Below are 21,320 nucleotides of genomic sequence, written 5' to 3'. Positions count from 1 at the left end.
CGTCCCCGACCAAGCCCGGCCCGGCAAGCGCCGCCCGGCCGGCCCGGTCACCGCCGACCGGGCCGCTCGGGCTGACCGCGCCGCCCGGGTCGACCGGAGCGCTCGGCCAGCAGCGCCGGCCGGAACACGCCGTCCGGGTCGTAGCGCCGCCAGGCCCGGGCCACCCGGCGGCCGGTCCCGCCCGGGTAGATCCGGTCGAACGCGGCCCGGTCGGGCCGGGACTCGAAGTTCACGTACGCCCCGTCGGTGTGCCGGGCGACGTCCCGGAAGGCCGCGTCCAGCGCCGCCCCGCCCTGTGGCGGGAAGACCGAGGCGACCACCAGCGTGCTCTGGTGCCGGTGCGGGTACGCGGTCGCCTCCGGCGCGACGTCGTTGACCGCGCCGCCGACCGACCGCAGCTGCACCAGGGCCCGGTGCGGGCCGGTCACCGCCCGCATGACCGCCCGCGCGCTGCCCTCGTCCAGCTCGGGCAGCAGCCCGTTGGTGGTGAGTGACGGCTGCTGGCCCACGTTCGGGTGCAGGTGTGCCGGTGGCACCAGGGCGGCGTACGGCACCAGGTCGCTGCGGTGATCCAGCAGCTTGCCGATCTCCAGCAGCGGCGCCACGGCCGGCCGGACGCGGCGCATGCTTCCCGCCGCGACCACGGCGGTGATCTGCATGACGGCCGACGACCCGTACGGGAACAGCACCGCCGCCGTGCTGAGTTCCCGGGGCGCCTCGGCCAGCCGGGCCCCCCACTCCCGCAGCGTGCCGCCGTCCGGGCTCGCCTCGACGGCGAGCTGGGCCACGCCGACGTCGCGGATCTCGGCCGCCTCGATCTCGAAGGCCACCACGATGCCGAGGCCCGCGCCGGCGCCCCGGACCGCCCAGAACAGCTCCGGCTCGTGCTCCGCGTCCGCGCGCAGCACGGTCCCGTCGGCCAGCACCACCTCGACCGCGCGGACGTGGTCGATGGTGAGCCCGTACGAGCGCACCAGCCAGCCGACGCCGCCGCCGGTGGCCAGGCCGCCGACGCCGACGTTGCCGTGGTCGCCGGAGCTGATCGCCAGCCCGTACCGGGTCAGCGCCGAGGCGACCCGCGCCCAGCGTGCGCCGGCCTCGACCCGGACCAGCCGGGTACGCCGGTCGAGCACCTCGACCCGGTTCAGCGCGGACAGGTCGACGACCACCCCGCCGTCGTTGCTGCCGGAACCGGACAGGCCGTGGCCGCCGCTGCGGACCGCTACCGGCAGCCCCTGCTCCCGGGCGTAGCGGACGGCGGCGACCACCTCCGCCGTGCTCTCCGGCAGCAGCACGGCCGCCGGGTTGGCCCGGGTGGTGTACGTCGAGCGGAGCATGGCGTACCGCCGGTCGCCGGGCGTGACGAGCTTGCCGGTCAACTGTTCCGGCAGGTTGGCGCGCGACTGGTTCATCGTTCCCCCCTGAGCTGGCTCACCTGGGCGCGGACGGCCGGCACCACCTGCGAGGCGAACACCTCGAGCTGGGCCCGATGGGCCGTGACCGGCCAGAAGACGAACGTGTCGAAGCCGAGGTCGACCGCCCACCGGGTGAGCGTGTCGACCCAGACGCGGGCGTCGCCGACCAGGCCGGTGGCGCCGCGGTGGGCACCGATCGCGCCGATCACGTTGTAGATCCGCCGGATGGACGCCGGATCCCGGCCGGCCGCGCGGGCCGCCTCGTCGATGACCCGTTGCCGGCTCGGCACCTCGGCCGGCGGCACGTAGATGTTCAGCGGTGAGATCCACCCGTCGGCGTACCGGCCGGCGACGCCGAGCATGCGGGGCCGTTGGCCGCCCAGCCAGAGCGGCACCGGACCCGGTGGCACCGGCCCGGCCTGGTAGCCCTCGACGGTGTGCTGCTCGCCGCGGAAGCGCACCGCGTCGCCGGCCAGCGCGCGGCGCATGATCTGCAACGCCTCGGCGGTGTAGGTAACGGTCGCCGGGCCGTCGCGCCGGGGCCCGCCCATGGCGGCGATGGCGTCCGGGCTCGGGCCGCCGCCGACGCCGAGGACCACCCGGCCGCCGGTCAGCACGCTGAGCGAGGCGGCCGACTTGGCGAGCACGGCCGGCGGGCGCAGTTGCAGGTCGGCCACGTCGGTGAGGAACGAGATCCGCTCGGTCGCGGCGGCCAGGTGGCTGATCAGGGTCCAGGTGTCGAAGTGGCTGGGCTGGTAGGCGTGGTCCTGGACGGCCAGGTAGTCCAGGCCGCCCGTGACCGCCGTCCGGGCCAGGTGTCGGGTTTCGTGAAGGTTGTCGACTGACGGATCGAGGCTCACCCCGAAGGTCAGCGGCTGGTGGTAATCGGTCACGACCACCAGGTTGCGCCGGTCCGATCGGGTTGCCAAAACCGAGGTTAGTTACTAATCTTTAGTAAGTGACTGATCGACGACCGCCCATCGGTTGGGCGTACCAGGACATCGACGACGCGGGCTGCCGGGTCTTCCAGGACGCGCTGGAACTCGTGGGCCGCCGGTGGACCGGGGCGATCATGTTGGCCGCCGCCCGCGGCGCCCGCCGGTTCGGGGAGTACCGGGCGGCGGTGGCCGGGATCTCCGACCGGCTGCTCGCCCAGCGGCTCAAGGAGTTGGAGGCGGACGGGCTCATCGAGCGCACCGTGATCCCGACCTCCCCGGTGCAGATCCGCTACGCCCCGACCCGCGACGGCGCGGAGCTAATGACGGTGCTCCAACCCCTGGTCGACTGGGGTCACCGGCACCGCCGGAGGTCGCCCGGCGGCGCGGCCGGGAGCTGACGACGGCGGCCGGCGGTGCCCGGCCCGGCGCCCCCGGCCGCCGAAACTGTCGGTTGTGGTCGGTACCGTCCCGGCACCAACTCAAGAAGGGGTGCGAGCGATGGCGAGCGTGGCGGGTCGGGAAGCGGCGTCGACACGGGACGGGCACCCCCTGCTGGACCGGGCGGTGGTGCAGGGCTTCTACGACCGGATGCGCGCGGTCGCCCCGGCGGCGGTCGGCGCCATCGAGCGGGACCGGGCCGGCGACCCGGGCCACCGCTTCGGCGACACCGCCTGCGGCCGGCTGGTCCGCTCGCTCGACGCCCCGGGGCTCCGCGCGCTCGGCATGTGGGTGCACCACTGGTGCATGCGGTTCTACGACGACGACACCCGGGTGGGGCTGCGCCTGCTCCGCGAGATCGCCGGCCGCTCGGGCCTGGGCTGGACGGCCGACGAGGTGCGCTGGATGCTCCGCGAGTCGTACGCGGCCGGCCCGGCCGCCGACGCCCGCTTCACGCTGCCCCTGGTCGCGGCCGGTGAGTTGCCGCCGGGCTCGCTCGCGGCCGAGGAGCTGCCGGCGGGCCGACCGGTGACCGGCAGGGCGCCCGCGGCCGAGCCGTTCGCGCCGGCCACCGGGGAGTCGGCACCCACCGCGGCCCCGTCCGGGCCGCGTCCGGCGGGGCGGGTCGCGGCGATGATCCCTCGCCAGCCCGGCCCGGCCCACCGCGACTGACGGGTTCGGTCGACGGGCCGGCCCGGCAGTTGCCCGACCACGGTGGCGCCCACCGCCACCGCGAAGCCGGCCAGTTGCCAACCGGTCATCGCCTGGCCGAGCACCACCCAGCCGAGCACCGCCGCGGTGAGCGGGCTGAGCGCCCCGAGCAGCGAGACCTGGGTGACCGGCAGCCGGGCGGCGCCGCGGAACCACAGCGCGTAGGCCAGTGCCGTGCCGACCAGCGTCAGCCAGGCGTATCCGGCGAGGCCGGGCAGCCCGGGCGCCGGGGGTCGCCCCTCGACGGCCAGGGCCAGCGGCAGCACCATCAGCCCGCCGGCGGTGAGCTGCCAGCCGGTGGCGGTGAGTGTGCCGACCCCGGGCGGTCGGCCCCAGCGGCGGGTCAGCACCAGGCCGGTGCCCATCGCGGCGGTGCCGGTGAGTCCGGCCGCGATGCCGGCCGCGTCGAGCCCGGCGGTCGGACGCAGCACCACCAGGGTCACCCCGACCAGCGCCGCCACCGCGGCGGCCAGCGCCCGGGGCCGGGGCCGCTCACCGAGCAGCAGCACTGTCAACCCGGCGACCAGCAGCGGTTGGGTGGCGCCGAGCACCGCGGCGGTGCCGCCGGGCAGGTGGTAGGCGGCGTAGAAGAGCAGCGGGAAGAACGCCCCGATGTTCAGCGCGCCGAGCACCGCCGACCGCCACCACCACGCGCCGTGCGGGCGGTGCCGGGTGAGCGCGAGCAGCAGCAGCCCGGCCGGGAGGGCCCGGATCACGCCGGACCAGAGCGGTCGGCCCGGCGGCAGCAGCTCGCTGGTGACCAGGTACGTGGTGCCCCAGGTGATCGGCGTGACGGCGGTGAGCAGGGGGTCGGCCCAACGACGGTCCATCGGTGCTCCCGAAGTATCTTGACGGTAAATAGCTTAGAGCTAAGCTACTTGAGGGCAAGCGAAAGGGGAAGGGCGGCGTGCGGCACAATCCGGGAGTGGTGGAGCGGGATGACGTGGACGGCATCGTCGAGCAGTGGCGGCGCGAGCGGCCCGGGATGCGGCCCGAGCCGATGGCGGTCTTCGGTCGGATCTACCGGATCGCCCGGCTGGTCGGCGACGAGCAGGAACGCACCTACGCGCGCTGGTCGATCAGCCGGGGGGAGTTCGACGTGCTGGCCACGCTGCGGCGCTCCGGTGAGCCGTACACGCTGGCGCCGAAGCAGCTCACCGCCTCGATGATGCTGACCTCGGGCGGGATGACCGGCCGGCTCGACCGGCTGGAACGGGCCGGACTGGTCCGCCGCTCACCCGACCCGGCCGACCGGCGCGCGCTCCAGGTCACGCTCACCCCCGCCGGGCGGCAACTGGTCGAGGAGGCCGCCGAGGCGGGGCTGGCCGTGCAGCGCCGGTTGCTCGACGCGCTGTCCCCCGAGGACCAGGACCGTCTCGCCGACCTGCTGCGTACGCTGCTCGGCGCGATCACCGACCAGGAGCGGTGACCGGCGCGCGGACCGCGCGCCCGACGGCCGCCGGGGCCGCCGCCTCGGGCAGGATGGGCAGCGCCAATCCTCGACGGAAGGACGACCCGTGCCCGCCAGCGAACCGACCATCCTCGCCACCAGCATGGGCATCTACGCGCCGCGCGGGGACGGCGAGCCGCGCCGGGTCAACCCGGTCTTCGACCTCGCCGCCGAGCTGGCCGGCGCCGGGCCGCAGCCGAGGATCTGCTTCCTCAACCAGGCCGAGGGCGACCAGCCGACCACGCTGACCCGGGTCTACGAGGCGTTCGCCGGCAGCCGGTTCCGGATGTCGCACCTGGCGCTGTTCCCGATGCCGAACGTGGACGACATCCGCGCCCACCTGCTCGGCCAGGACGTGGTCTGGGTGGGCGGCGGCAGCGTCGCCAACCTCTGCGCGGTCTGGCGGGTGCACGGCCTCGGCGAGATCCTGCGCGAGTGCTGGGCGGCCGGGGTGGTGCTCGGCGGCGTCTCCGCCGGCTCGATCTGCTGGCACGTCGGCGGGGCCACCGACAGCTTCGGCACCGACCTGCGCGGCTTCACCGACGGCCTGGGCTGGCTGCCGTACGGCAACGGCGTGCACTACGACAGCGAGGAGCAGCGCCGGCCGCTGATGCACCGGCTGGTCGGCGACGGCACGCTGCCGACCGCGCACTGCACCGACGACGGCACCGGGCTGCTCTACCGGGGCGAGCGCCTGGTCGAGGCGGTCGCCGACCGCCCCGGCGTCTCGGCGTACAAGGTCACCCGCACCTCCGACGGCACCCCCCGGGAAACCCCGATCGCGCCCCGCCTGCTCACCTGACCCAGTGGATCTTGGAGCGGCGGTGCCCCGCCCGGTACGGTCTCCGGCCACGATCCGACCGATCGTGGCCCGCGACACCGCACCGCGTTCCGGTCGGCGGGAACCGGCGGCGTAAGCTGGCTCGTCGTGAGTCTCACCATCGGCATCGTCGGCCTGCCCAACGTCGGCAAGAGCACCCTGTTCAACGCGCTGACCAAGAACGACGTGCTCGCGGCGAACTACCCGTTCGCCACCATCGAGCCCAACGTCGGCGTCGTCGGGCTGCCGGACGAGCGGCTGCACAAGCTCGCCGAGATCTTCAGCTCGCAGAAGGTGCTGCCCGCGCCGGTGTCGTTCGTCGACATCGCCGGGCTGGTGCGCGGCGCCTCCAAGGGGCAGGGCCGGGGCAACGCGTTCCTGGCCAACATCCGCGACGCCTCGGCGATCTGCCAGGTGGTCCGGGCCTTCTCCGACCCGAACGTGGTGCACGTCGACGGCAAGGTCTCCCCGGCCGACGACATCGAGACGATCAACACCGAGCTGATCCTGGCCGACATCCAGACGCTGGAGAAGGCGGTGCCGCGGCTGGAGAAGGAGGCCAAGCTCCGCAAGGACCGGGCCGCCGCGCTGACCGCCGCCAAGCAGGCCGTCGAGCTGCTCGACACCGGCGTCACCCTGTACGCGGGCGCCAAGGACGCCGGTATCGAGCTGGAGCACCTGCGCGAGCTGCACCTGCTCACCACCAAGCCGTTCCTCTACGTCTTCAACGTCGACGAGGCCGAGCTGGGCAACGCCGAGTTCCTCGACGAGCTGCGCGAGCTGGTCGCCCCGGCCGAGGCGATCTTCATGGACGCCAAGATCGAGTCCGAGCTGGTGGACCTGCCCGAGGAGGAGGCCCGCGAGCTGCTGGAGTCGATCGGGCAGAACGAGCCCGGCCTGGACCAGCTGGTCCGGGTGGGTTTCCGGACGCTCGGGCTCCAGACGTACCTCACCGCCGGGCCCAAGGAGGCGCGGGCCTGGACCATCCCGGTCGGCGCGACCGCGCCGGAGGCCGCCGGGGTGATCCACTCCGACTTCCAACGCGGCTTCATCAAGGCCGAGGTGGTCTCCTACGACGACCTGGTCGCGGCCGGCAGCATGGCCGCCGCCAAGGCGGCCGGCAAGGTCCGGATCGAGGGCAAGGAGTACGTCATGCAGGACGGCGACGTGGTGGAGTTCCGCTTCAACGTCTGAATTGGGCCTGTTCCCGCAGCTCAGGAGGTTTGTTCCTCGCCCTGGGGCACGCCGGGGGCACAACGCCACGCCGCATCGACCGCCCGGCGGGTGCTCCTCCGAGTCCGGCATCAAGTGGGTCGTGATGCTCTCCGGCAGGCCGGCCTTCCGGACGGCCGCGCCGAAGCTGAGCGTGCCGTAGTAGTCGTGCCGCTTCTCCGTCCGCGGTGCGGTTGATGCCGTGGTGGTCGCGAGTGGTCAGGCTGTGTTCAGCAGAGCCGGGAGTTTGCGCATGTCGTCGAAGACCACCGTGTCCGGGCCTTCCAGCCGGTGCGCGGGGGTCAATCCGCCCGCATAGCCGAAGCAGCGCATTCCGGCGGCGCGGGCCGCTCGGACTCCATACAGGCTGTCCTCGACTACGACGCACGCCGCGGGCGGGACACCCATCGTCGCCGCCGCGTGCAGGAAAAGGTCGGGGGCGGGCTTGCCGTGGGCGACCTCGGTCGCGCTGAAGATGCGGCCCTCGAAGCGGGAATACAGGCCGGTGCGGCCCAGGGTGTGGCGCATCTTCTCCTGCGTACCGCTCGAAGCCACGCACGTCGACTGGGTGATCTCATCGAGCGCGTCGTTGATCCCGTCGACGGCGGACAGTCCGGCGTCCACCGCTTGACGGTGTGCTAGATCGAATCGTTCAGCCCAGGTGGCAGCCACGCCCTGTCCGAGGCGGGCCAAGATCTGCTCACCAATGGACGTGCTGGACCGGCCGATGAAGCGCTCGACGACCTCTGCCTCGGTCAGGGGCCAGCCCAGTTCCGCGCCAAGCGCGATGTTGACGCGGACCGCGATGCGCTCGCTGTCTACCAGCACCCCGTCGCAGTCGAAGATGACAAGCCCGATCGGATTGATCATCCGGAAAGGCTAGTCGAGTGTGTGGGGCGAACCTGCCGGCACCCACGGTTCCCGAAGGCACCGGATCGCCGTCACCGCCGAGGTGGTGGCCAACTCGGACAGGTCGACCACATTGCGCGAGGCAGCACCACCGGCCGGTGCGCGACCGGGGCCGAGAAGGACGCCCGCTTCCGCTGACCGCGCGTCTTGACCCGCATCGGGAATCGCATGCCCCAGCGATACGCGGCAGCCCAGTTACGCACTGTGACAGCCCGACCCGGAGAGAGCCGGCCAACTTGTCACGCTTCATGTGAAGCGTCGGTGGTGGGCGCTCAGTTGTGCTCGGGCCGCCCGGTCGCCGATGTGTGACGGATCAAGTGGAGCCCGATACCGACTGCCGGCGAATGTCGGACTCCACTTGATGCGTGACAGATTGGTGTCAGATGTGGGGTGACACGTCCGGCCAGACGACAATCACGGTTGTGAGGTCAGCTGCCGTGCTCGAACCACGGCGCGGCGCAAGCGTCACCCGGATTGGTGGGTTCGGCGCGATAGCGTATCGGCATGAACGAAGCGCCCGGGAGCGACGAATACGAGGCCGAGCCCGAGCCGGTGCGGGCACTGCCGGAGGCGACCGTCGCGGGGGACTGGTCCATCCTCGTCGCCATCGCGGCCGCAGTCGCAGGTCTGCTCATTTGGCGTCGACGGAGCCGACGCGGCTAGCAGCGACGCGTCGTGGCGGTTCGGGCTTGCGGGCTTTGAATCTGCCGACGCTCTCGTGGTGGTGCGGGGCCCATCGCCGGATACCGGGTTGCCTGCGCGGCACGTTTTGCGTGAACCTCTCCGAGTGATCGATACCCGGGTGCTCGGCGAGGGCGATTGGAAGTTGTGGCGGGAACTGCGACTCGCTGCCCTGACGGAGGCCGGGTACGCCTTCGGTGCCCAGCTGGCGGACTGGCAGGGCGACGGCGACCGCGAGGAACGCTGGCGCGCGCGACTGGCCATCCCCGGCTCGTACAACATCCTGGCGATGCTCGACGGCCAGGCCGCCGGGATGGCCAGCGGGGTGCCGACCGACCACGACGGGGTCGTCGAGCTGATCTCGATGTACGTGACGCCCGCGGGACGTGGCCACGGCGTGGGTGACCACCTCGTGGGGGCGGTCGAGCAGTGGGCCCGACGCGTGGGGGCGCGGACGCTGCGGCTGGCGGTGGTAGCGGGCAACACGAATGCCTGGGCGCTCTACCAGCGGAACGGCTTCCGTGACACGGGTGAACTCGGCGACCTCATGCCCGACGGCGTGCGCCGCGAGCACATCCTGACCAAGGACCTCGTGGGTTAGGGCTGCCCTCGGCCGCTGGCCGGCGGATCGCACAATCGGTAGCCGGCGAACCGGCCATCGCGCGAGGTAGCCGCGGTCGATCGTCGGGCCGCTGGTCAGGTTCGGGTCCGGAACGGGGCGAGGGTGGCGCGGATCTGGTCGGCTGCGCCCCAGTCGTGGTCGAACTGGGCCAGCACGGCGAGGTGTTGTCGTAGCTGGACGATCGGCATGCGGGCCGGCCAGTCGCTGTCCAGGGAGGTCAGCTCCGCGTAGACGGCGAAGAACCGGTGCGCCTCGGGCGGGGGCGAGGTGGACCAGACGTGGGCGAGGTCGACCTCGGCCCACATGTAGGACACCGCCGGGTCGATCAGCGCGGGCCGCCCGTCCGGGGTGGCCAGGACGTTCTGTGCCCACAGGTCGCCGTGCGTCAGGCATGCCGGCCGGTCCGGCAGCAGGTCGGGCAGCCGGTGGCACAGCCGCTCCAGCGCCGCCCGGTCCTCGCGGTCGAATGCCGCCTCGACGCGGGGCTCTGGGAGCCAGCGGAGCAGCCGGTGCTGGGCGAAGAAGGCGAAGCCGTCGTCAGCCCAGGTGTTGATTTGTCGGCGGCGGCCCAGCCAGTTGTCGCGGTGCCATCCGAAGCGAGGGTGGATGGTGTTCAGGTGCAGGCGGGCGAGCGCATGCGCGAACCGCTCCCAGAAGGTCTCGCTGCGCGGCCTCGGTTGCAGCACCGACAGCACGAGCAGTTCCCGGTCCGCCAGGATCACCTCGGGTGTCGCCACGCCACCGAGGTCACGCAGGGCGGCCAGCCCTTCGGCCTCCGCGGCGAAGACATCGTCGGCCGGAGTGCCGTCGAAGGCCTTGACGAACACCGACGGCGCGTCCCGGCGGGTGGCTATGCCCGCGAGCGCCGCGACCCCACCCGTCGCCGGCTCCACTGCGACCACATCGCGCATGCCGGCGTGGAGCAGGCACTCCAGCAGGAACGCTGCCGAGTCCGTCACGACACGCTCCTCCTTGGCCGGGTGCATGCTCGCAAGATCCTATGCGGAGCGAAGCGGGGACCGCGGGGCAGCGGCTAGGCGACGAAGACGCAGAAGGGATGGCCGGCGAGGTCGGCGTACACGCGGAGCGGCTCGTCGGGGTCGTCGATGCGGTCGTACAGCAGCCGGCCACCGAGGTTCAGGACGCGTTCGTGCTGGACCCGCAACTCCTCGACGGACTCCACGGTCAGATCCAGGTGCAGCTGCTGGGCCACCGGACCCTCCGGCCAGGTCGCTTCCGGCAGGTGATCCACCTGCTGGAACGCCAGCTGCGGGGCGCCGTCGGGCGTCCTCAGCACCAGCCAGTCACGACCGCGCTCATCGGCCTGTCCCGCCGCTGGCGGTTCGTCGCCGGGCCGGTAGACCAGGCCCAGCAGGCGTCGGTAGAACTCCGCCAGGGCCCTGGCGTCGGTGCAGTCGAGCACCACCTGACACAGCCTGGGCACGCTCTCCCGGTCGACCACCCTTGATCACCTCCGAGAGCCATTCTCGTGGCGGCAGGTGAATGCCGCACCTCGGGCGAGGTCGGCGACCGGCAGGGGGCTGTGCCGCCGTACCGGCGGCATCGGGCTACTGGCCGAACGTGCGGCGCAGGTTGCCGTTGATGAGTTGGTTGACCCGCTTGCGCAGGTGCCCGAGGAGCGAGGGATCCGGCAACGGCTCGGCCACGAGGAGGGTCCAGCGCAGGTCGGTCCCGTAGGTGCCGTCGAAGGGCAGGTCGAACCGCACCACGGCGTCGGGCCGCGTGACCCAGATCGAGGACCACACCACGAGGTGGGGCATCTCGGTGCGCAGTGTCCGCGGCCAGCGCTCGTCGTCAAGCAGCAGGAGCCACGGACGGGCGAGGTCACGGTTGGGTTCGGTCAGCGCCTCGAAGAGCACGTGCGGGGGCGCTGGTTGGTTCCGCTTCCGGCTGCCGGCTTCGAGCACGCCCAAGGCTAAGGCCGCCGCGGGCCGCCGTCACCCTGCTGTCGCCGGTCGAAGGTGGGCCGGGTCGGCGGCGGGCGGCGGGTCGGACGGATCAGCTCGACCTCGACTCCGCGGTCGGCGTCGCAGGGTTGCTACCGGCGGCGCTCGTCGAGGAGCCGGTTGAGGGCGAGGGCGGTGTTGATCAGGGCCAGGTGGCTGAACGCCTGCGGGAAGTTGCCCAACTGCTCCCCGGTGGGGGCGATCTCCTCGGCGTAGAGGCCGAGGTGGTTGCTGAAGGTGAGCATCTTCTCGAAGGTGAGCCGGGCGTCGTCGAGGCGACCGGCCTGGGCGAGGGCCTCGACGTACCAGAACGTGCACATGTTGAAGGTGCCCTCGTCGCCGGGCAGCCCGTCCGGTGACTCGGCCGGGTCGTACCGGTAGACGAGGCTGTCGGAGACCAGGTCGTGTTCGATCGCCCGGAGGGTGGACCGCCACATCGGGTCGGTCGGGGCGACGAAGCCGACCACCGGCATCATGAGCAGGGACGCGTCCAGCACGTCCGTGCCGTAGCTCTGCACGAAGGAGCGGCGCCCGGCGTGGTAGCCGCGTTCCATGATCTGGTCGTACACGGCGTTGCGCTGCTGGATCCAGCGGGCGATCTCGCCGGGTCGACCGTGCCGCTCGGCGAGGCGGATCGCCCGGTCGAAGGCGACCCAGGTCATGACCCGGCTGAAGGTGTGGTCGCGGGGATGGTGACGGCTCTCCCAGATGCCCTTGTCGGGCTGGTCCCAGTTGCGGCAGAGCCAGTCGACGAGCCGTACCGTGCTGAGCCAGACATGGTGCGGCGCGCGGATGCCGTGCCGGTCGGCGAAGTACATGGCGAACAGCACGTCGCCGTGGATGTCGAGTTGGAGCTGGTCGGCGGCGCCGTTGCCGATCCGGACGGGCGCCGAGCCCCGGTACCCCGTCAGGTGGTTCAGCGTCTCCTCGTGCAGGTCGGACGAGCCGTCCACGCGATACATGATCTTCAGAGGCACCCGGCTGTCGCCGGCCCGGCGGACGCGCTCGTCGAGCCAGTCCACGTACCGGTGGGCCTCGTCGGTGAAGCCGAGCCCGAGCAGGGCGTGCACCGAGAAGGAGGTGTCCCGGATCCAGGTGTAGCGGTAGTCCCAGTTGCGGGTTCCCCCGATCTTCTCGGGCAGCCCGGCGGTCGGCGCGGCGATCATCGCGCCGGTCGGCGCGTACGTCATCAGCTTCAGGGTGATCGCTGACCGTTCCACCATCTCCCGCCACCGCCCGGTGTAGCGGGAGCGGTCCAGCCAGCGTCGCCAGTAGTCGCGGGTCTGCTCGAACATCGCCTGGATCTCGGGCACCGGGATGGCGTGCGGGCCGTCCGGGGCGGCGGTCTCCAGGACGATGGCCCCCGTCTGGCCCTCGTGCAGGTCGGCGAAGGCGACCGCGTCCCCGCCCTCGCTCCTGATGTTCTCCTCCGGAAACAGCCGCCCGGGCGACCGGGCGGTGTGCAGGGTCAGGCTCATCGAGGCGGTGCGGAAGACACTCCCGTCCGGGTGCCGCTCCAGCTGGTGCGGTTCCCGCCCGTAGTCGAACCGTGGGCGGCACTCGGCCCGGAACCGCATGCGGCCGCGTACCACCTTGATGATCCGTACGATCCGGTGCCGGTCCGTCACCTGGTCGCCCGCCACCGGCATGAAGTCGATGATCTCGCCGACGCCGTCCGCGCTGATGAACCGGGTGATGAGCATCGGCGTGTCCGGCAGGTAGAGCTGCTTGGACAGGTAGTGGACGCCTTCCGGGGCGACCCGGAAGTATCCGCCGCGCTGGGGGTCGAGGAGTCCGGCGAAGATGCTGGGCGAGTCGAACCGGGGAGCGCAGAACCAGTCAAGGGTGCCGTCCCGGGCGACCAGCGCGGCGGTCTGCAGGTTGCCGATGATCCCGTGATCCTCGACCGCCGGATGCTCCTCCACGCCCGTCCCTTCCGTCAGCGGCCGTCAAGAGTTGAACGGCCGTGACCGGGAAAGGTGATGTCGGCGCCGGGGCGGGGGAGGCGGCCGCCCGGCCGCGCTGGTCAGCTGATGTAGTGCAGGATGACGTTGTGCACGTGGTGGCTCTTCTGGGCGCCGCGGAACTCCACCTCGTAGGTGTGCGTGCCGACGTGGATGGCGATGGCGCCGGTGGAGAAGAACGACCCGCCCCACGACTTGTTGCTCACCACGCTCACGCTGGTGATCTTCGAGTACGGGATGCTGGTGATGGCGTACCGCTTGCCGATGAAGGAGCGGTCCTGGATGATGACGCGCCGGTCGGTCAGCCCGATGAAGCCGGTGCCGGTGCCGACCGCGTCGTAGACGGCGATGATCTGTTCCCCGTCCAGCAGCCCACTCTGGATCTGCTGGAACTGCTCCTTGCGGTCATAGGTCGCGTTCGCCATGACCTTCACGGTAGGTCCGGCGCGCCACCAACAAGATCATCACTCCCGGCCCGCCGGCCGGACCGCGTTCGCGTCGGTGGCGGCGCGGACGAACTCGCGGACCCGGGCCGTGGTGTTGGCCTCCCGCCAGACCAGGCCGCGCCGGATCGGCGGTGCGTCGTGGATCGGCACGTAGGCGACGTCCGGCCGGGGGTAGTAGGTCCGGGTGTGCTCGCCCACCGGCAGCACGCCCCGACCCAGCGCCACCAGGGTCAGCATCTCCGAGAAGGTGTTCCCGGTGGGGCCCTTCGGCACCGGACGGCCGGACGGGGTGTGCTCGGGCGTCCGGTCGCGCTTGAACTCCGCCGAGGTCACCGCCGGGTACTGCACCACCGGGTGGTCGGCGAGGATCTCCAGGGAGACCGACGCCGCGCGGGTCAGGGGGTGCCCGGCCGGCACCGCGAGCACCCGGCGCTCGGTCAGCAGCGGCGGGCCGCAGGCCATGCCGTCGAACGGGTACGCGGCGATGAGCAGGTCGATCGAGCCGTCCTCCAGGCTCGGCCGGGAGTTGTAGAGCTGCACCTCGTGCACCTCGACCTGGCATTCCGGGTGCCGCTCGGTGAACAGGGCGACCGCCTTGAGCAGCACCGGCGCGGTCCACTCGCCGAGGAACGCCACCCGCAGCCGCCCGGTGACGCCGCGGCCGGCCTCGACGGCCCGGCGTACCGCCTCGTCCATGCCGGTGACCAGCGGGGCGAGGTCGTCGGCGAGCTGCCGGCCGATCGCGGTGAGCTGGACGACCCGGCTGGTGCGGGCGAAGAGCGGGGCGCCGATGCGGCGTTCCAGCTTCTTCACCACGTGGCTGATCCGCCCGGTGGTCACCCCGAGCCGCTCGGCGGTGCGGCCGAAGTGCAGTTCCTCGGCGAGGGTCAGGAAGGTCTCCACCTCGTACCGTTCGAGCACGCCACGTCCCATCGTTGAACCGGAATCAACGATCGTAGCCCGATCATGCCTTGGTCGTGCTCGCGCGGCGGGGGATCGTGAACGGCATGACGACGACGACAGTCTCCGACCACCTGACCGGCCTCGACGGCCCGGCTGCGGGAGATCGGCGAGAAGTTCCAGCCGGTCACCGGCCGGCTGCGGCAGGCGTACGAGCGGGAGGCGAAGTGAGCGCGGTGCGGGTGACGGGCTTCGACCACCTGGTGATCAACGTGGCCGACGTCGAGCGGGCCCTCGACTTCTACTGCCGGGTGCTCGGGCTGGCCCCGGTCCGGGTCGACGAGTGGCGGGCCGGCCAGGTGCCGTTCCCCTCGGTACGGGTCAGCCCGGAGACCATCATCGACCTGGTCCACCGCCCGCGGGGCGAGTCGAACGTGGACCACTTCTGCCTGGTGGTCGAGCCACTGGACTGGGCCGAGGTGGTCGCGTCCGGAGTCTTCGAGGTGCTGGAGGGGCCGGTCGGCCGGTTCGGGGCGCGGGGGAGCGCCACCTCGATCTACGTGCGCGACCCGGACGGCAACTCGGTCGAGTTGCGCTGGTACCCGCAGGACGCCGCCGGCTGAGCGCCGCTGCCGGTCGGTCGTGCTCCGCTGGGGGCAGTACGGTGCCCCAGCGGAGCACGACCTCGCGGATGACCCGGCTCGGGTCGGCCCGCCTGATCCGCTCCCGGCCGCGCCGGGGATCAGCGCGACGGCTGGCGCGTCCAGTCCGGCGACCGCCCGGTCTTGTCCCCGCCGTCGCCCGACAGCAGGCCGGCCCAGTCCGAACGGCCGGCCCAGTCGGTGCGACCGCCGGCTTCCGGGCCGCCACCCCAGCCGGCGCCGCCGGCCGCCACCGGCTCCGGCGTCTCCGACGGCTTGCCCAGGCCAAGGCCGTCCGCGCCCAGCGGGCGGTCCCGTCGCGGCAGGGCCGGGATGACCTCGTCCGGCACCAGCGCGGCGGGCGTCTCGTCGGCGGTGGTGGGCTGGGGCCAGCGTTGCCAGCGGCGGATGCTCACCACCCCGACGAGCAGCAGCGCGCCCATCAGAAGGGTGGTCCCGTTGCGTACCGGGGCGGCCAGGTCCACCTGGTGGCCGACCAGGGTGGGTTCGTGGTCGACCAGGTTCAGCACCGCGCTCGGGCTGAGCAGCAGACCCAGGTAGCTGGCCGAGTACACCAGCCCGGTCACGGCCGCGCCGAGCGGCGAGAACCGGAGCGTGGCGATGAGCCCGAGCAGGAGCCCGGCAGCGGCCAGCACCAGCGCCGGTCGTACGAAGTCACCGCCGTCGAGCGAGCCGCCGTCCTCCGCGTTGGCGAACGCCTGCGCCGACCGATCCTGGCCGAGGGCGAACAGGACCCAGGCCAGCGGACCCACGACGGCGGCGGCGATCACGGTTCCGATGTGTCGCATTCGGGCAAGGTACCGATCTTGCCGAGCGATCAGCAGACCCCATAAGCAAAACTTAAGTCGATTCGTCGCCGCGCCGGTGCCTCGACCGCGCCGCCCCGGCTCGGGCCGCCGGCGGCCGTCCCGACCCGACGGTGGCCGCGTGACGGGCAGCGGGTAGCCGGACACCACCCACCAGCAGGGCCCCGCCGGCAGCCGGCGGGGCCCGATCGAGGTCGCTGGTGATTACCGGTTGGTGCGCGGGTCGTGGTCGCGGGACCGGCTGCCGGACTTGGCCAGACCCCGGCTGACCAGGTAGCCGATGGTCAGCAGGGTGATGTACCACCAGGCCTTGTCGGCCGCGAAGTAGTCGCCGCCGTTGTCGGCGGCACCGTCACCGACGGCGTTGGACGCGATCAGCACACCGATGACGGAGAGCAGGTAGACGGCGAGCTCGGTGGTCTTCCAGGAGGGCTTGGTCTCGTCGCCGTGCCGGTGCGGGTGGTGCCCGACGTGCCCGACGTGGTCGCCGTGCTCGGCGTGGTCGGCGAGCCGGTCGGTGGCGCGGTTCGAGGTGGGCGTCGTCATGTCAGCTCCAAAGTGCAATGTGAGGGGGTAAGTCCCTTGCGCTCCGGATGTCCGGCGGCGCGCGGAATTGATACCCTCGCACTTTTCCGGGAAACCTGAGCTTTTCAGCTTTCTCTCAGCCACTGTTCGATCTCCGCGACGGCCTGCGCGTTCGTCGTGAACAGCACGCCGTGCATCCCGACGGCGCGGGCGCCGTCCACCGCCGCCGGGACGTCGTCCAGGAAGAGCGCGTGCTCCGGCGGCACGCCCAGCCGGTCGCAGGCCAGCTGGTAGATGCGCGGGTCCGGCTTCGACAGGCCGACCTCGTGCGAGTAGACGAGCACGTCGGTCAGGTCGGCGAAGCCGTACCGCTCCTGTTCGCGTTCCCGGGCGCCGACGAAGCTGTTGCTGATGATCCCGGTGCGGCACCGGGAGCGCAGCGCCCGCACGTACTCGATGAGTTCCTCGTTGGGGCTGCCCAGGTACTCCACCCACATGTCGGCCATCAGGGCGGTCACCCGCTCGGGCGGGAGGCTCAGCAGCGCGGCGAGGCCGGCGTGCACCTCGTCCAGGGTGATCTCGCCGACGGCCCCGGCCGCCCAGACCCCAGCCGCGCGTTCGTCCAGTTCGCCGGGGCGCAGGCCCAGGGTGGTCTCCCACCGCTCGGTCACCCCGAGCGAAGGGGTGATCTCCAGAACGCCGCCGATGTCCACCAGGACCGCCCGTGTCGTCATGGCGGGCGAGCGTACGTCAGGGCTCGGTGACCGCGCGGTACGCGTCCTCGATCCGGGCGGCCAGCAGGACCTCGCCCTCGGTCAGCGGCGCGTTGCCGTGCCCGACGCGGATCTGGGTGTGGTCGGCCCGCCGGCTGATCTCCGGGCGCAGGTGCAGGGCGTCGGCAACCACCTTCACCCGCTCGGTCAGGGCCGCGTGCTGCGAGTCGTCGATCACGAGAGTCCGTCGGATCTGCTCACCCTCGCGGACCCATCCGCTCAGCAGGGCGAGGGCGTCGCTGAGGTAGTCGCGCTTCGCACGACCGCTGAACAGCGCGCGCATCACCGCACCTCCCAGGCGCCGTTGCCGGCTTGTGGCCAAATCGTCGCCATCCCGTGTCTTGTCGGTGCCCTCTAGTCTGTCGTCGCACGGATGGTGTGTCCACGCCCACACTTCCGTGTCTTCCTGGCCTGACGGTCGGCCAAGGTACCCAAACCGCCGATTGATCTGGCACGCTGGACGCCCGTGCGGACCGAACGGGCTAACGACGGCGGGCAGATCGAGCGACGGGACCTGAAGGTGATCGTCGGTGCGGCGATCATCGAGGACGGGCGGGTGCTGGCCTGCGCCCGGTCCGCCCCGCCGGAGGTCGCCGGGATGTTCGAGTTCCCCGGCGGCAAGGTCGAGCCGGGGGAGAGCGAGACCGCCGCGCTGGCCCGCGAGTGCGCCGAGGAACTCGCCGTACGCGTGGAGATCGGTGAGCGGGTCGGCCGCAACGTCCGGATGGCCCACGGCCGGTCGGTGCTCAAGGTGTACACGGCCCGCCTGCTGCACGGCGACCGGCCCCAGGCGCTGGAGCACTCGGCGCTGCGCTGGCTTTCGGCCGCGGAACTGGACGACGTCACCTGGCTGCCGGCCGACGCCCCGATCGTCGCCGCGCTGCGCCCGATGCTCGTCCGCGGCTGACCGCCCTGACCGCCCGCCGCGCCGCGGGCCGCCGGGCGGCGCCCGGACCCGCGCCTGGCCGGGGAACCGGACAGGCGGGCGAAAACGGGACGGGGGCCGGCGGCAACAGCCGCGGCCCCCGTCGTCACTGTGGTGCTCAGTGCTTGTCCTGCTCCGGGTGGGCGAAGTTCAGGTGCTCCGGCGGCAGCGGGAACGTGACGTCGTCGCCGAACGGCGAGGGCGCCGCCGCGCGGTCGAAGGTGAGCTCGGTCAGCGGCAGCTTGCCGCGGTCGTCGACCGCCGGCGCGGTCGGCTTCGGCACCTCGCGGTGCCAGTTGACCCCGCGCTGGGCCTGCGCCTCGGCGCGCGGGTCGTGCGAGCCGCCCGCGTGCGAGTGCACCCCGGCGGGGCTGCCGGAGTGTGCCGCCGAGCCCGAACGGGGGGTGGTCACGCTGGTCTGGGGCGTCTCACCCCGACGGAAGATCTTGCTACCAAGCCACACAAGGGGATCGTACCTGCGGTCGACGACCCGCTCCTTCATGGGGATGATCCCGTTGTCCGTGATCTTGATGTGCTCGGGGCAGACCTCGGTGCAGCACTTGGTGATGTTGCAGTAGCCCAGCCCCTGCTCCCGCTGTGCGTACTCCTTGCGGTCGCTCTTCTCATCCAGCGGGTGCATGTCCAGCTCCGCGGCCCGGATGAAGAACCGCGGCCCGGAGAAGGCCGGCTTGTTCTCCTCGTGGTCCCGGATCACGTGGCAGACGTTCTGGCACAGGAAGCACTCGATGCACTTGCGGAACTCCTGCGAGCGCTCGACGTCGACCTGCTGCATCCGGTAGTCGCCGGGCGCCAGGTCGGCCGGCGGCGCGAACGCCGGCGTCTCCCGGGCCTTCTCGTAGTTGAACGAGACGTCGGTGACCAGGTCCCGGATGACCGGGAAGGTGCGCAGCGGGGTGACCGTGACCGTCTCGTCCGGCTCGAAGGTCGACATCCGGGTCATGCAGCTCAGCCGGGGCTTGCCGTTGATCTCCATCGAGCACGAGCCGCACTTGCCCGCCTTGCAGTTCCACCGGCAGGCCAGGTCCGGGGCGTCGGTGGCCTGGAGCCGGTGGATCACGTCGAGGACCACCTCGCCCTCGTTCACCTCGACCATGTAGTCCTGGAGGTCGCCGCCGCTCTCGTCGCCCCGCCAGATGCGGAACTGGCGCTTGGTGCCGGACTTGCCGGCCCCGGTGGACTTCTGCTCCGCCATTACTTGCTCGCCTCCTCGGCCTCGGCGTCGGTGACGAGGGCGTCGAACTCGGCGAGCTCCTCGTCGGTGAGGTACTTGGCCAGCTCGGCCCGGTCGAAGAGGCGGATCAGCTCCGCGCGGATCTTCGGCAGCGGCTTGCGCTCCAGGCGTACGGTGTCGCCGTCGAGCGAGCAGACCAGGTTGACCCGGCGCCACGACGGGTCCATCGCCGGGAAGTCCTCCCGGGTGTGGCCGCCGCGCGACTCCCGCCGCTCCAGCGCCGCCTTCGCGGTGCACTCCGACACCAGCAGCATGTTCCGCAGGTCCAGCGCCAGGTGCCAGCCCGGGTTGTAGCGGCGGCCACCGGACGCGCTGACCTTGGCCACCCGCTCGCGCAGCTCGGCCAGCTTGCCCAGCGCGTCGACCAGCTCACCCTCCCGCCGGATGATGCCGACCAGGTCGCCCATCACCGCCTGGAGGTCCTGCTGGAGGGTGTACGGGCTCTCGCCGGTGTCCCGCTGCAGCGGGGCCAGCGCCGTCTCCACGGCGGCCTCCACCGCGCCCACGGACACCTTCGGCCGGGCGGTCAGCCCGTCGGCGTACGAGGCGGCGTGACCGCCCGCGCGCTTGCCGAAGACCAGCAGGTCGGACAGGGAGTTGCCGCCGAGCCGGTTGGAGCCGTGCATGCCGCCGGAGACCTCACCGGCGGCGAAGAGGCCGCGGACGTGACCGAACGCGGCACCGGAGTCCGGGTCCACCTCGACGCCGCCCATCACGTAGTGGCAGGTCGGGCCGACCTCCATCGGCTCCTTGGTGATGTCGACGTCGGCCAGCTCCTTGAACTGGTGGTACATCGACGGCAGCCGGCGGCGGATCTCCTCGGCCGGCAGCCGGCTGGCGATGTCCAGGAAGACGCCGCCGGCGGGGGTGCCCCGACCGGCCTTGACCTCGCTGTTGATCGCCCGGGCCACCTCGTCGCGGGGCAGCAGCTCCGGCGGGCGGCGGTTGTTGTCCGGGTCGGTGTACCAGCGGTCGGCCTCCTCCTCGGTCTCCGCGTACTGCTTGCGGAAGACGTCGGGGACGTAGTCGAACATGAACCGCTTGCCGTCGGAGTTCTTCAGCACGCCGCCGTCACCGCGGACCGACTCGGTGACCAGGATGCCCTTCACCGAGGGCGGCCAGACCATGCCGGTCGGGTGGAACTGGAGGAACTCCATGTTGATCAGGGTCGCCCCGGCGCGCAGCGCGAGCGCGTGCCCGTCGCCGGTGTACTCCCAGGAGTTCGAGGTGACCTTGTAGGAGCGGCCGACGCCGCCGGTGGCCAGCACCACCGCCGGCGCCTCGAAGAGGACGAACTCGCCGGACTCCCGGTAGTAGCCGAAGGCGCCGGCGACCCGGTCGCCGTCGAGCAGCAGCTCGGTGATGGTGGTCTCGGCGAAGACCCGGATCCGGGCGTCGTACGAGCCGTGCTCGCGCTTGTCCTCCTGCTGGAGCGAGACGATCTTCTGCTGGAGGGTGCGGATCAGCTCCAGGCCGGTCCGGTCGCCGACGTGCGCCAGCCGCGGGTACTCGTGGCCGCCGAAGTTGCGCTGGGAGATCTTGCCGTCCTTGGTGCGGTCGAAGAGCGCACCGTAGGTCTCCAGCTCCCAGATCCGCTGCGGCGACTCCTTCGCGTGCAGCTCGGCCATCCGGAAGTTGTTCAGGAACTTGCCGCCGCGCATGGTGTCGCGGAAGTGCACCTGCCAGTTGTCCCGGCTGTTCACGTTCCCCATCGCGGCCGCGGCGCCGCCCTCGGCCATCACCGTGTGCGCCTTGCCGAAGAGCGACTTGGAGATGATGGCCGTCTTCTTGCCGGCGAGCCGGGCCTCGATCGCCGCGCGCAGGCCGGCGCCGCCGGCCCCGATCACGACGACGTCGTAGTGGTGTCGTTCGATGCGAGTGGTAGTCGTCATGTCCAGGGCCCT

The 21,320-nt window shown here is 72.0% G+C and carries 23 protein-coding genes and 2 pseudogenes; 9 read left to right on the top strand and 16 right to left on the bottom strand.

Translation table 11 applies throughout. The features are described 5' to 3' along the window. Positions 1–47: 47 nt before the first annotated feature. Both SM577_RS13720 and SM577_RS13715 read right to left on the bottom strand, forming a co-directional pair. Positions 48–1,412 (bottom strand): FAD-binding oxidoreductase, encoded by a 1,365-nt coding sequence (locus tag SM577_RS13720; RefSeq protein ID WP_474587024.1) that lies wholly within the window; start codon positions 1,410–1,412, stop codon positions 48–50. Then, positions 1,409–2,308, bottom strand: a complete 900-nt coding sequence (locus SM577_RS13715) for an LLM class flavin-dependent oxidoreductase (RefSeq protein WP_474587023.1) — start codon at positions 2,306–2,308, stop codon at positions 1,409–1,411. The genes SM577_RS13720 and SM577_RS13715 overlap by 4 nt, the downstream gene beginning before the upstream one ends. A 65-nt stretch (positions 2,309–2,373) precedes the next feature. On the opposite strand from SM577_RS13715, the gene SM577_RS13710 reads away from it, so the two are divergent. Both SM577_RS13710 and SM577_RS13705 read left to right on the top strand, forming a co-directional pair. Continuing rightward, positions 2,374–2,751, top strand: a complete 378-nt coding sequence (locus tag SM577_RS13710; protein WP_474587022.1) for a winged helix-turn-helix transcriptional regulator — start codon at positions 2,374–2,376, stop codon at positions 2,749–2,751. Positions 2,752–2,851: 100 nt separating this feature from the next. Continuing rightward, a pseudogene (locus SM577_RS13705) lies at positions 2,852–3,319 on the top strand (hypothetical protein); the annotation flags it as partial. A gap of 242 nt (positions 3,320–3,561) precedes the next feature. Here SM577_RS13705 and SM577_RS13700 read toward each other — a convergent pair. Beyond that, positions 3,562–4,332 (bottom strand): annotated as a pseudogene (locus SM577_RS13700) (EamA family transporter); the annotation flags it as partial. 95 nt (positions 4,333–4,427) lie between these two features. Between SM577_RS13700 and SM577_RS13695 the strand changes: the two are divergent. The 3 genes from SM577_RS13695 to ychF all read left to right on the top strand — a co-directional run bounded on the left by SM577_RS13695 (position 4,428) and on the right by ychF (position 6,966). Then, positions 4,428–4,931, top strand: a complete 504-nt coding sequence (locus tag SM577_RS13695; protein ID WP_302919399.1) for a MarR family winged helix-turn-helix transcriptional regulator — start codon at positions 4,428–4,430, stop codon at positions 4,929–4,931. 88 nt (positions 4,932–5,019) lie between these two features. Continuing rightward, positions 5,020–5,754, top strand: coding sequence for a Type 1 glutamine amidotransferase-like domain-containing protein (locus SM577_RS13690; RefSeq protein ID WP_474587021.1), 735 nt, complete (start codon positions 5,020–5,022; stop codon positions 5,752–5,754). A gap of 126 nt (positions 5,755–5,880) precedes the next feature. Beyond that, positions 5,881–6,966 (top strand): redox-regulated ATPase YchF, encoded by a 1,086-nt coding sequence (ychF, locus tag SM577_RS13685; RefSeq protein ID WP_474587020.1) that lies wholly within the window; start codon positions 5,881–5,883, stop codon positions 6,964–6,966. A gap of 237 nt (positions 6,967–7,203) precedes the next feature. On the opposite strand, the gene SM577_RS13680 is transcribed toward ychF, so the two are convergent. Then, positions 7,204–7,854 (bottom strand): HAD family hydrolase, encoded by a 651-nt coding sequence (locus SM577_RS13680; RefSeq protein ID WP_474587019.1) that lies wholly within the window; start codon positions 7,852–7,854, stop codon positions 7,204–7,206. A gap of 543 nt (positions 7,855–8,397) precedes the next feature. On the opposite strand from SM577_RS13680, the gene SM577_RS13675 reads away from it, so the two are divergent. Both SM577_RS13675 and SM577_RS13670 read left to right on the top strand, forming a co-directional pair. Next, entirely contained in the window at positions 8,398–8,556 is a 159-nt protein-coding gene (locus SM577_RS13675) for a hypothetical protein (protein ID WP_302919395.1), read from the top strand. Between the two features lie 124 nt (positions 8,557–8,680). Beyond that, positions 8,681–9,175, top strand: coding sequence for an N-acetyltransferase family protein (locus SM577_RS13670; RefSeq protein WP_474587018.1), 495 nt, complete (start codon positions 8,681–8,683; stop codon positions 9,173–9,175). Between the two features lie 95 nt (positions 9,176–9,270). On the opposite strand, the gene SM577_RS13665 is transcribed toward SM577_RS13670, so the two are convergent. From SM577_RS13665 to SM577_RS13640, 6 genes are all read right to left on the bottom strand, one after another. After that, positions 9,271–10,155, bottom strand: coding sequence for a fructosamine kinase family protein (locus tag SM577_RS13665; RefSeq protein WP_474587017.1), 885 nt, complete (start codon positions 10,153–10,155; stop codon positions 9,271–9,273). 74 nt (positions 10,156–10,229) lie between these two features. Beyond that, complete coding sequence (locus SM577_RS13660) at positions 10,230–10,658, bottom strand: VOC family protein (protein ID WP_302919392.1); 429 nt, start codon at positions 10,656–10,658, stop codon at positions 10,230–10,232. Positions 10,659–10,764: 106 nt separating this feature from the next. Then, positions 10,765–11,124, bottom strand: coding sequence for a hypothetical protein (locus tag SM577_RS13655; protein WP_474587016.1), 360 nt, complete (start codon positions 11,122–11,124; stop codon positions 10,765–10,767). 131 nt (positions 11,125–11,255) lie between these two features. Next, the gene (locus tag SM577_RS13650; protein WP_474587015.1) at positions 11,256–13,088 is read right to left on the bottom strand and encodes a glycoside hydrolase family 15 protein; all 1,833 of its coding nucleotides are present in this window, start codon (positions 13,086–13,088) and stop codon (positions 11,256–11,258) included. A gap of 101 nt (positions 13,089–13,189) precedes the next feature. Next, entirely contained in the window at positions 13,190–13,552 is a 363-nt protein-coding gene (locus SM577_RS13645; protein WP_167179686.1) for a PH domain-containing protein, read from the bottom strand. A gap of 39 nt (positions 13,553–13,591) precedes the next feature. After that, a complete protein-coding gene (locus tag SM577_RS13640; protein ID WP_302919389.1) occupies positions 13,592–14,494 on the bottom strand; it encodes a LysR family transcriptional regulator in 903 nt (300 codons plus the stop codon). Between the two features lie 206 nt (positions 14,495–14,700). Here SM577_RS13640 and SM577_RS13635 point away from each other — a divergent pair, with 206 nt between their 5' ends. Beyond that, positions 14,701–15,096, top strand: coding sequence for a VOC family protein (locus SM577_RS13635; RefSeq protein ID WP_302919388.1), 396 nt, complete (start codon positions 14,701–14,703; stop codon positions 15,094–15,096). Positions 15,097–15,215: 119 nt separating this feature from the next. On the opposite strand, the gene SM577_RS13630 is transcribed toward SM577_RS13635, so the two are convergent. The 4 genes from SM577_RS13630 to SM577_RS13615 all read right to left on the bottom strand — a co-directional run bounded on the left by SM577_RS13630 (position 15,216) and on the right by SM577_RS13615 (position 17,522). Then, the gene (locus tag SM577_RS13630; RefSeq protein WP_302919387.1) at positions 15,216–15,923 is read right to left on the bottom strand and encodes a hypothetical protein; all 708 of its coding nucleotides are present in this window, start codon (positions 15,921–15,923) and stop codon (positions 15,216–15,218) included. A gap of 222 nt (positions 15,924–16,145) precedes the next feature. Beyond that, positions 16,146–16,487, bottom strand: coding sequence for a hypothetical protein (locus tag SM577_RS13625; RefSeq protein ID WP_302919386.1), 342 nt, complete (start codon positions 16,485–16,487; stop codon positions 16,146–16,148). Positions 16,488–16,591: 104 nt separating this feature from the next. Beyond that, positions 16,592–17,200, bottom strand: a complete 609-nt coding sequence (locus SM577_RS13620) for an HAD family hydrolase (RefSeq protein ID WP_474587014.1) — start codon at positions 17,198–17,200, stop codon at positions 16,592–16,594. Positions 17,201–17,216: 16 nt separating this feature from the next. Next, complete coding sequence (locus tag SM577_RS13615) at positions 17,217–17,522, bottom strand: 4a-hydroxytetrahydrobiopterin dehydratase (RefSeq protein ID WP_302919384.1); 306 nt, start codon at positions 17,520–17,522, stop codon at positions 17,217–17,219. A gap of 183 nt (positions 17,523–17,705) precedes the next feature. Here SM577_RS13615 and SM577_RS13610 point away from each other — a divergent pair, with 183 nt between their 5' ends. Next, positions 17,706–18,146, top strand: a complete 441-nt coding sequence (locus tag SM577_RS13610; RefSeq protein WP_474587013.1) for a (deoxy)nucleoside triphosphate pyrophosphohydrolase — start codon at positions 17,706–17,708, stop codon at positions 18,144–18,146. A 136-nt stretch (positions 18,147–18,282) separates the two neighbouring features. Here SM577_RS13610 and SM577_RS13605 read toward each other — a convergent pair whose 3' ends face one another. Next, positions 18,283–19,377: a succinate dehydrogenase/fumarate reductase iron-sulfur subunit gene (locus SM577_RS13605; RefSeq protein WP_302919382.1), complete on the bottom strand. Its 1,095-nt coding sequence runs from the start codon at positions 19,375–19,377 to the stop codon at positions 18,283–18,285. Beyond that, complete coding sequence (locus SM577_RS13600) at positions 19,377–21,308, bottom strand: fumarate reductase/succinate dehydrogenase flavoprotein subunit (protein WP_302919381.1); 1,932 nt, start codon at positions 21,306–21,308, stop codon at positions 19,377–19,379. The genes SM577_RS13605 and SM577_RS13600 overlap by 1 nt, the downstream gene beginning before the upstream one ends. Positions 21,309–21,320 lie beyond the last annotated feature (12 nt).

The sequence above is a fragment of the Micromonospora desertarenae genome (assembly GCF_056150265.1).
Note: the sequence above shows the minus strand (reverse complement) of the source record. Positions and strands in the feature narration are given on the sequence as shown.

What these genes read in the sequence shown, in the direction of transcription:
- SM577_RS13720 (WP_474587024.1), bottom strand. Translation starts at nt 1,412, where the DNA reads ATGAACCAGTCGCGCGCCAACCTGCCGGAACAGTTGACCGGCAAGCTC.
- SM577_RS13680 (WP_474587019.1), bottom strand. Translation starts at nt 7,854, where the DNA reads ATGATCAATCCGATCGGGCTTGTCATCTTCGACTGCGACGGGGTGCTG.
- SM577_RS13675 (WP_302919395.1), top strand. Translation starts at nt 8,398, where the DNA reads ATGAACGAAGCGCCCGGGAGCGACGAATACGAGGCCGAGCCCGAGCCG.
- SM577_RS13645 (WP_167179686.1), bottom strand. Translation starts at nt 13,552, where the DNA reads ATGGCGAACGCGACCTATGACCGCAAGGAGCAGTTCCAGCAGATCCAG.
- SM577_RS13630 (WP_302919387.1), bottom strand. Translation starts at nt 15,923, where the DNA reads ATGCGACACATCGGAACCGTGATCGCCGCCGCCGTCGTGGGTCCGCTG.
- SM577_RS13625 (WP_302919386.1), bottom strand. Translation starts at nt 16,487, where the DNA reads ATGACGACGCCCACCTCGAACCGCGCCACCGACCGGCTCGCCGACCAC.
- SM577_RS13620 (WP_474587014.1), bottom strand. Translation starts at nt 17,200, where the DNA reads ATGACGACACGGGCGGTCCTGGTGGACATCGGCGGCGTTCTGGAGATC.
- SM577_RS13615 (WP_302919384.1), bottom strand. Translation starts at nt 17,522, where the DNA reads ATGCGCGCGCTGTTCAGCGGTCGTGCGAAGCGCGACTACCTCAGCGAC.
- SM577_RS13605 (WP_302919382.1), bottom strand. Translation starts at nt 19,377, where the DNA reads ATGGCGGAGCAGAAGTCCACCGGGGCCGGCAAGTCCGGCACCAAGCGC.
- SM577_RS13600 (WP_302919381.1), bottom strand. Translation starts at nt 21,308, where the DNA reads ATGACGACTACCACTCGCATCGAACGACACCACTACGACGTCGTCGTG.